The sequence below is a fragment of the Lentiprolixibacter sp. genome, assembly GCF_982873095.1.
In genome coordinates, this window is the sequence record NZ_CEYNTP010000091.1 from 1 (window position 1) to 7,808 (window position 7,808).

9 protein-coding genes are annotated in these 7,808 nt (G+C 44.5%); 7 read left to right on the plus strand and 2 right to left on the minus strand.

Going from position 1 to position 7,808, the window contains the following annotated elements; all coding sequences use genetic code 11:
• Positions 1-73: 73 nt before the first annotated feature.
• The gene (locus tag AC4E7D_RS07120) at positions 74-277 is read right to left on the minus strand and encodes a hypothetical protein (RefSeq protein ID WP_490173120.1); all 204 of its coding nucleotides are present in this window, start codon (positions 275-277) and stop codon (positions 74-76) included.
• Between the two features lie 405 nt (positions 278-682).
• On the opposite strand from AC4E7D_RS07120, the gene AC4E7D_RS07125 reads away from it, so the two are divergent.
• Positions 683-1,147, plus strand: a complete 465-nt coding sequence (locus tag AC4E7D_RS07125; protein WP_490173121.1) for a hypothetical protein — start codon at positions 683-685, stop codon at positions 1,145-1,147.
• Positions 1,148-1,285: 138 nt separating this feature from the next.
• Positions 1,286-2,011 carry a class I SAM-dependent methyltransferase gene (locus AC4E7D_RS07130; protein ID WP_490173122.1) on the plus strand — a complete coding sequence of 242 codons (726 nt, stop codon included), beginning with the start codon at positions 1,286-1,288 and terminating at the stop codon, positions 2,009-2,011.
• A 167-nt stretch (positions 2,012-2,178) separates the two neighbouring features.
• On the opposite strand, the gene AC4E7D_RS07135 is transcribed toward AC4E7D_RS07130, so the two are convergent.
• Positions 2,179-2,451, minus strand: coding sequence for a hypothetical protein (locus tag AC4E7D_RS07135; protein WP_490173123.1), 273 nt, complete (start codon positions 2,449-2,451; stop codon positions 2,179-2,181).
• A 42-nt stretch (positions 2,452-2,493) separates the two neighbouring features.
• On the opposite strand from AC4E7D_RS07135, the gene AC4E7D_RS07140 reads away from it, so the two are divergent.
• From AC4E7D_RS07140 to dinB, 5 genes are all read left to right on the plus strand, one after another.
• Positions 2,494-4,890 carry a TonB-dependent receptor gene (locus tag AC4E7D_RS07140; RefSeq protein WP_490173124.1) on the plus strand — a complete coding sequence of 799 codons (2,397 nt, stop codon included), beginning with the start codon at positions 2,494-2,496 and terminating at the stop codon, positions 4,888-4,890.
• 15 nt (positions 4,891-4,905) lie between these two features.
• Positions 4,906-5,457, plus strand: a complete 552-nt coding sequence (locus AC4E7D_RS07145; RefSeq protein ID WP_490173125.1) for a type 1 periplasmic binding fold superfamily protein — start codon at positions 4,906-4,908, stop codon at positions 5,455-5,457.
• A 265-nt stretch (positions 5,458-5,722) separates the two neighbouring features.
• On the plus strand, positions 5,723-5,893 hold the full coding sequence (locus AC4E7D_RS07150; protein ID WP_490173126.1) for a DUF6747 family protein: 171 nt from the start codon (positions 5,723-5,725) through the stop codon (positions 5,891-5,893).
• A gap of 348 nt (positions 5,894-6,241) precedes the next feature.
• Positions 6,242-6,412, plus strand: coding sequence for a DUF6747 family protein (locus tag AC4E7D_RS07155; protein WP_490173127.1), 171 nt, complete (start codon positions 6,242-6,244; stop codon positions 6,410-6,412).
• 103 nt (positions 6,413-6,515) lie between these two features.
• Positions 6,516-7,730, plus strand: coding sequence for a DNA polymerase IV (dinB, locus tag AC4E7D_RS07160; protein ID WP_490173128.1), 1,215 nt, complete (start codon positions 6,516-6,518; stop codon positions 7,728-7,730).
• The last annotated feature ends 78 nt before the right edge of the window (positions 7,731-7,808 follow it).

Sequence of the window (7,808 nt, forward strand, 5' to 3'; positions counted from 1 at the left end):
TCTAAAATATTACTGCACGTACAAGGCTATACAGGTTGAATTTTTCGGACTGGTCTAATTACCTGATGCAAGCTCATTTTACATCAAATGCCCTAAAACAAGCACAAGAATTTGCCTTTGAATCTTCCAGCTTTCTTAACTTGAGACTATCCTTAACTACTTTGTTTTGATTTCTGTCCATAGAATAAATTCCACCCTCAGCATTCCGCCCCATTATCGCCAAACCCATAACTACAACAGTTAGAATTCCAAGCAATATTTTTTTTAATGATTTCATATTATGGTGTTATGATTTTGAAGCGATTAAGTTTATGATGTAAACCTATAGAAGGATTGTTAAGATAGTTTTAGTCGTATTTAATGATTTGATCATTAAAGAATTATATTTCGATTAAGACATGCCTAAAATGTTTGGTAATTGTAAACTACATCATAAGAATTTGTGCTAGGATTATCTCATTTTGATTGTACCGCTTGGTATGGTAATAATTTCCGCTTTATAGCTTAGTTTTTATGGTATAATGTTCATTTTGGACTTATACTCATTATCAGTACTTAACCTTTGTAAGTATTTCTACTCGGAATTCCTGTATTTCATCGAAAGTTGTTGCCATTCAAATGAAATTGCTTTTTTAACCTTAGAAGTTATTGTAGTTTTACCTGTGAATTTAATTGTAGTGTTATGAAAAAGATTATAACGTTGTTAGCCCTTGTTGTTGCGATCTCAAGTTGTAATAATAACAATGATGATGAATTTGTTTCAACTGTTATTGATCGAACAGACCCAGAAAATTCTGTTATCTATCAACTGGCAGGTACCACAAATTCAAATATATCCGGAGAAGTAACCTTTGCCAGAAATCAGGATAATACTACCACCGTATTTGTTCGCCTGGTAGGTGCATCTGAAGGTGTTCATCCAGCAGCGATACACTTTAACAGTAAGGAAGAAGGTGGAAGTCAGGCTATACAGCTAAACGCTTGTGAATGCCTGGAAAGTGAAACCGTGGTTTCCCAGTTGGATGATGGTACGAGTATAAATTTCGATCAATTAATTAATTTCAATGGGCATCTGAATGTTTTTGAAAGTGAAGCCCTAAGTGATATCATCATTGCACAGGTAAATATTGGCTCAAATGCACAATGATGATTCCTTTTAAGTAAGAAGGCCGTAAGGCCTAATTTATCGATCTAAAGCCTCATATTATATGGGGCTTTTTTCTTTACGTAAATGGCACACATATTTCGTATTTTGTTGCGTAGTAGCCTCTTTAACGATACTCATATGAAAAAAACCGTCCTTTTTATAAGCCTGGCACTGTTCTCCTCCTGCAATGGCCAGGAACACAGGAAGAAACCGTCTGAAGAAAAAGGTGCCGAAACAAGGCACAACCAGCATGCTGGTCATGATGACAAAAAAGGCCATGGGCCTGGAACGGCCAATGCATACATGCACGCAACTCCTGTTGAAGAGCTGGTGAAACGGTTTGAATCTTCAGAGCGGGACGACTATCAGCATCCCGAAAAAGTGCTGGAATATTTAGGTGACATAGAAGGAAAGACGATTATGGACATTGGGGCCGGATCCGGATACTTCTCGGTGAGACTGGCTAAAAAAGGAGCCCAGGTCATCGCAGCGGATGTCGATGACGAGTTCCAGGCCTTTTTGAAAGATCGTATCGAAAAAGAACAGCTCCAGAATATAACTACCCGCAAAATCCCTTATGATGCTCCTGGTCTTGAAGATGGGGAAGTAGATATAGTACTTATTGTTAACACCTACCACCATATTGAAAATCGTCCCGATTATTTTGCGAAGGTGAAAAGAGGAATAAAGGAAAATGGTAAACTGGTCATCATCGATTTTTTTGACGCCGATATTCCCGTAGGACCCAAACACCATAAAATATCCATTGACACGGTTATCAGTGAGCTAAAGAAAGCGGGGTATACCCAGTTTGAGGCCGATGTTTCCTTATTACCCTATCAATATATAATTACTGCCAGCTAAGTGATATTTGGGAAATAACATGCGATCTCCTTATGATCGAAACAATTACAGGGGTTGCTCCTATAGAATTCACAAATAATTAACAGTAAATCTTAACGCCTTCACCTACTTTCGCGATAATGAGTGGGAAACGCCTTTATAGAATTCTTTCTGCCTTATTTCTGTTCTTATTGATAGGGACCAAAGGGCTTGGCTACCATTCCATAACTCATGATGATAGCGAAGGCGCAGTCCAATGCGAACTCTGCACCTTTGTCATGCAGCAGGAGGGTAACGATTACACACCACCTGTTGATTTGGATCTTCCTGTTCCAAATATCCCTGCGATTGACAAGCAAAAGGATATAAAGGGCATCGTTGTTTTTGACGGCCGCTTCAGTCCCGACGCCTTGTTTTCCCGCCCTCCGCCTGCCTGGGCGTAATCCTACCCCTTTTTGCAAAGCTTTTGAGGCGTTGCCTTTTATTCCTTCTTTATCTTTTTTATGAAACTCAAATTACTCTTAATAGTGCTCATCTGGGCTCCCATCACCATGGTGGGACAGGAATGCCGTTTTTCCCTTAGTGGAAAAGTGATCGACTTCCACGATAAAACTCCGTTGGAGCAGGCCAGTATTTTCATCAACCAGATTGGGCGTTCTGCTCTTACGGACACCGATGGGTTCTTTGAATTTGAAGGAATTTGCCCAGGGACCTATCAGATCCAGGTAGCCCATGTGGAATGTAAGACCCTCTTCCTCGAAGTTGAGGTTAGCGGAGATACCTACAAAGAGATCCTGTTGGAACACCACCAGATTGAACTGGAGGAGGTACAGCTTATTGGGAGTGCCATCCTGAAAAAAACCAACTCAGCACTTGAGGCTTCTCTTGAGGAAGCCACTCTGGAGCAATTCAGCGGGGCCAGCCTGGGAGATGCCTTGAAATCCCTGTCGGGCGTGTCCAGCTTGAATACGGGAGCTAATATTGTGAAACCGGCCATTCACGGCTTAAATGGCAGCCGCGTGCTCATCCTGAACGATGGGGTGCGCATGCAGGATATGGAATGGGGCGATGAACACGCACCTAATGTAGATGTAAATGCAGCCAGTGCAGTAACCGTAATTAAGGGAGCTTCTGCTCTAAAATACGGTGGCGACGCCATAGGGGGAGTGATTGTGCTGGAGCAGAAAAACCTTTTCGCCAAGGACACACTTTTTGGAAAAACATTGTTAACAGGAATGACCAATGGGCGTGGAGGTACCATTACCTCAGAGCTCAACAGGGCTTATGATAATGGTATGTACCTCAAAGGGCAAGCCTCTTATAAGCGACTGGGAGATGCGGAGGCACCGGATTACATGCTCTCCAATACCGGGATCAGTGAAATTGGGGCTTCATTTCAACTTGGGCGAAAGCAACTGGCCTGGGGATGGGATGTGCGCTATGCCTATTTCAATGCGGAGATTGCCATATTACGCGCATCTCACATCGGGAATGTTGAAGATCTGATCCGAAGTATCAATAGCGGTCAGCCTGAGATCATACGCGACTTTACCTATGACCTGCAAAATCCAAGGCAGGAAGTCACACATCATCTCGCCAAAGCGAAAATATATAAACGATTTGAGGGTCTGGGCCGACTCAACCTCCAATACGACTATCAGAATAACAGACGCTTTGAATACGATGTTCGGCGCGGGGAACGCGATGATACCCCCTCTATTGATCTTGAGCTGCAAACCCATACACTCACAACAGATTTTAAACTGGATGCAAAAGAAGCCTATGAGTTGCAATTTGGATTGCTGGCCCGCTATCAAGACAACTTTGCCAATCCGGCTACCGGGGTCCGAAGGCTGATCCCGGATTATGAAAAATTTGACCTGGGCAGTTTTATCACCGGGGAGTACTTCCTCTCTGAATTTTGGACCCTCGAAGGCGGCTTCCGCTATGATTTCAACCGCATCGATGCCCAGAAGTTCTTTCAGGTCTCACGATGGGAAGAAAGAGGATACGATCAGGATTTTTCTGATCTGGTCACCGAAGACCTTGGCACACAATTATTGACCAATCCGGTATTTGATTATCACAACATCTCGGCTTCAGCAGGGCTGGCGTATAAAGATCAGGATCAAAACTTCCGTATCAATTATGCCCTGTCACAACGGGCCCCCAATCCTTCAGAACTCTTTAGTGATGGCTTGCACCATTCCGCGGCCAGGATTGAGCTCGGTGACCTGCGAATAGATCAGGAAACTTCGCATAAGTTTTCTACATCCTTCGAAAAGGATTTTGCCAACTGGGGATTGCTGGTAGAGCCCTATGCGAATTACATTCAGGACTTTGTGCTCCTGGAGCCCACCGGAGTAGAGTTTACCCTGAGGGGTGCCTTCCCGGTCTGGAGTTTTCGACAAACAAACGCCCGACTGCTGGGCATTGATTTGTCCGGCTATTATCAATACACCCAAAATTGGCGATCAGACCACCGGTTTTCCTTGGTAAAGGGAAAGGATACCGAGAATAATATTGCCCTTATCAATATCCCAGCGGCCAATTTCAATAATCAGGTTTCCTTTAAACAACCTGAATGGCACGACTTTGAGGTTTCCCTGGAAAGCCAGTATGTGTTTAGGCAGAATGAAACACCGGATGATATTGTTGTATTCTCTCCGGAACAACAAGAAGAGGTCTTGCTGGAGATCAACACGGCACCAGAAGCCTATCATCTACTCAACCTAAATAGCAGTATGTCATTCCCGCTGGGAGGGCGTACCCAATTGACTACAGCCTTGGCAGTAAATAACCTGCTGGATACATCATTCCGCGATTATTTAAACAGACAGCGATTCTTTGCAGATGACCTGGGAAGAAATATAATACTACAATTGAAACTTAATTATTAATCTTAAAATCAAAAAATGAAAACCATTAAAACAATTTTGTCTCTTGCACTTGTTAGTGTATTGTTCGTTTCCTGTTCTGATGATGACGCTCCGGATCCAGTCAATGAGGAAGAGCTCATCACGACAATGATTGTTACCCTGACCCCTCAGGGAGGAGGCGATACGGTAATTCTGCAATCTCAGGACCTGGACGGGGACGGACCCGATGCACCTGTAATTGATGTTTCAGGGCCATTTTCCGCGAATACTACTTATTCAGGGGAGATCTTATTGCTAAATGAGACGGAATCTCCTGCAGAAGATATTACGGAAGAAGTAGCCGAAGAAGCTGAAGAGCATCAGTTCATTTTTGTGACCACAGGTGAAATTACGGGGATCACCTATGCTGATCAGGATGGAAACGGAAACCCAATTGGGATTAACTTCCAATTAGAGACCGGTATTGCCGGAAGGTCCACTTTAGCTATTACGCTTCGTCACGAACCTAAAAAACCAAATGACGGTACCCTGGCCGATGCCGGTGGGGAAACAGATATTAGTCAGACCTTCAACATTACAGTACAGTAATATCCATCATATATGCAAGGAAAGAGCGGGACCAGCGTCCCGCTTTTTTATTGCACAGATTCAAAGACCGAAGAATTTTTCAGTTGATCGGGATCGGCATTCCAACTGGGCTTCTGCGAAGGGTATGGTTTTTCGGTTGAGTTGAAAATAAGGAGTAGTTCATCCAATGTTCCGGACAGATGAACCAAAAGCGCGTGACGGGAATAATAATGAAAATACATTTGAAACGAAAAGATTAACTACGTTACTAACTCAATTATCGCGTATGAGAACAGTTTTACTATTAAGGGAAATTTACAGGGAAGGATTTAGAAACTTAGGGCACTATTTGGTAAAGCATTACTTCAAGCTTTTTGCATGGTTCAGCTTTATCATGTTTACCGTAGTGCTTTACGCTTTTGTTTACCGGATTTTTACCGGGTTCCCTTTTGATTAAACGCATTTTGCAGCTTCAATTTTGATGTGGAAGCCTAAGAAGTTCAACTACATTGACCTGTTCCTGGTGGTGGGATGCCTGTACATATCGTATATGGTTTACCTTATTGTCACCGCCATGGAAGGGCTTTAGGCTTGTTAAGCAGAGGAAATACCTGCATCAGTAAAGAAACTATAACGCCAGGAGATTCAGATACATGAAACGGCCCCACGAAAAGTGGGGCTTTTTTTGGTGGAATGGCCTAAAAATGCTGTTTTTATCCCTTTTGGGGTGCAGTTCATCCAAAAATTGCCCCTTAGCTTTAAACCTGGTACAGCCTTTGCCATCCTACTCATAAAAGCATTTGTTATGAAAACAGCAGTTATGATTAAGGAAATTTACGCCGAGGCCTTTAAGAACCTCGGTCATTACATGGTAAAGAACGGTCTTAAAGCCTTTGCATGGTTTAGTTTTATCCTCTTTTTTATGGCCTTGTACGCCCTGGTGTTCAGGATGTCCACGGGTTTTGCATTTGACTGATAGGCGTCTTTCACTCATACTCAGGAAGTACGTATTTTTAACATGGAATAATTCCATAAAATAGGAAATAATCCATATATTAGCTATCCTTTTTTGGATAGTGATGCAAAAGACGATACTCCATCTGGATCTGGATACTTTTTTTGTATCCGTAGAGCGGCTCATTAACAGTGAGTTACGGGATAAACCCCTGTTGGTGGGGGGTACGAGTGACCGCGGGGTAGTGGCCGCCTGCAGCTACGAGACCCGTGGTTTCGGAGTGCATTCCGGCATGCCCATGAAAATGGCCCGGGAACTTTGCCCGGAAGCCGTGGTGATCCGCGGGAATGCGGGTACCTATACCAAGCATTCTGACGTGGTTACCCAAATCATCAAGGAAGAGGTGCCGGTCTTCGAGAAGTCGAGCATAGACGAATTCTACGCGGACCTTTCGGGGATGGACCGTTTTTTTGGCTGTTACCGTTACGCTTCTGAACTCCGGAAAAAGATCATAAAGGAAACGGGGCTCCCCATTTCCTTCGGGCTTTCGGTAAACAAGGTGGTTTCCAAGGTGGCCACCAACGAGGCCAAGCCCAATAACCAGCTCAAGATCGACCTAGGGTATGAAAAGCCCTTTCTGGCCCCCCTGTCGATCAAAAAGATCCCCATGGTGGGCGACAAGACCTACCAGACGCTTCGCAATCTCGGGTTGCGGAAAATACAGACCATCCAGGAAATGCCCGTGGATATCATGCAGCGCGTGCTGGGGGCCAATGGCAGGGTGATCTGGAAACGCGCAAACGGGGTAGACCACACCCCTGTAATCCCCTTTTCCGAGCGGAAATCGATTTCCACTGAACGTACTTTCGACAAGGACACCATTGATGTGGTAAAACTCCGGGGGATCCTCGTTGCCATGACCGAAAACCTGGCATACCAGTTGCGCAGGGGGGAAAAGCTTACGGCTTGTATTGCGGTGAAGATCCGCTATTCCGATTTCAATACCTATACCAAGCAAATGCGGATTCCCTACACGAGTGCAGACCATATCCTGATCCCCAGGATCCTGGACCTGTTCAGGACTTTGTACAACCGGAGGCTGCTGGTGCGTTTGGTGGGCATCCGGTTTAGCCACCTGGTTTCGGGGAACTACCAGATCAACCTGTTCGAAGACACAGAGGAGCGGCTGAATTTGTACACGGCTATGGATACGATCCGGGAACGCTTTGGGGACAAAAGTGTACTGCGGGCTTCCGGGATGGGCGCCAGGACGATTGGGAGGATGGCAAACCCATTCAATGGCCAGCCCCCGATCATCCTGGCACACCGAAAACAATGATCTCTTTCTCTTTTCTTTGCCATGCTTTCCTCTCGCCAGGCTCGTCGGAAGCAATAAGAAAAGAGAGAAAAGAAAAGA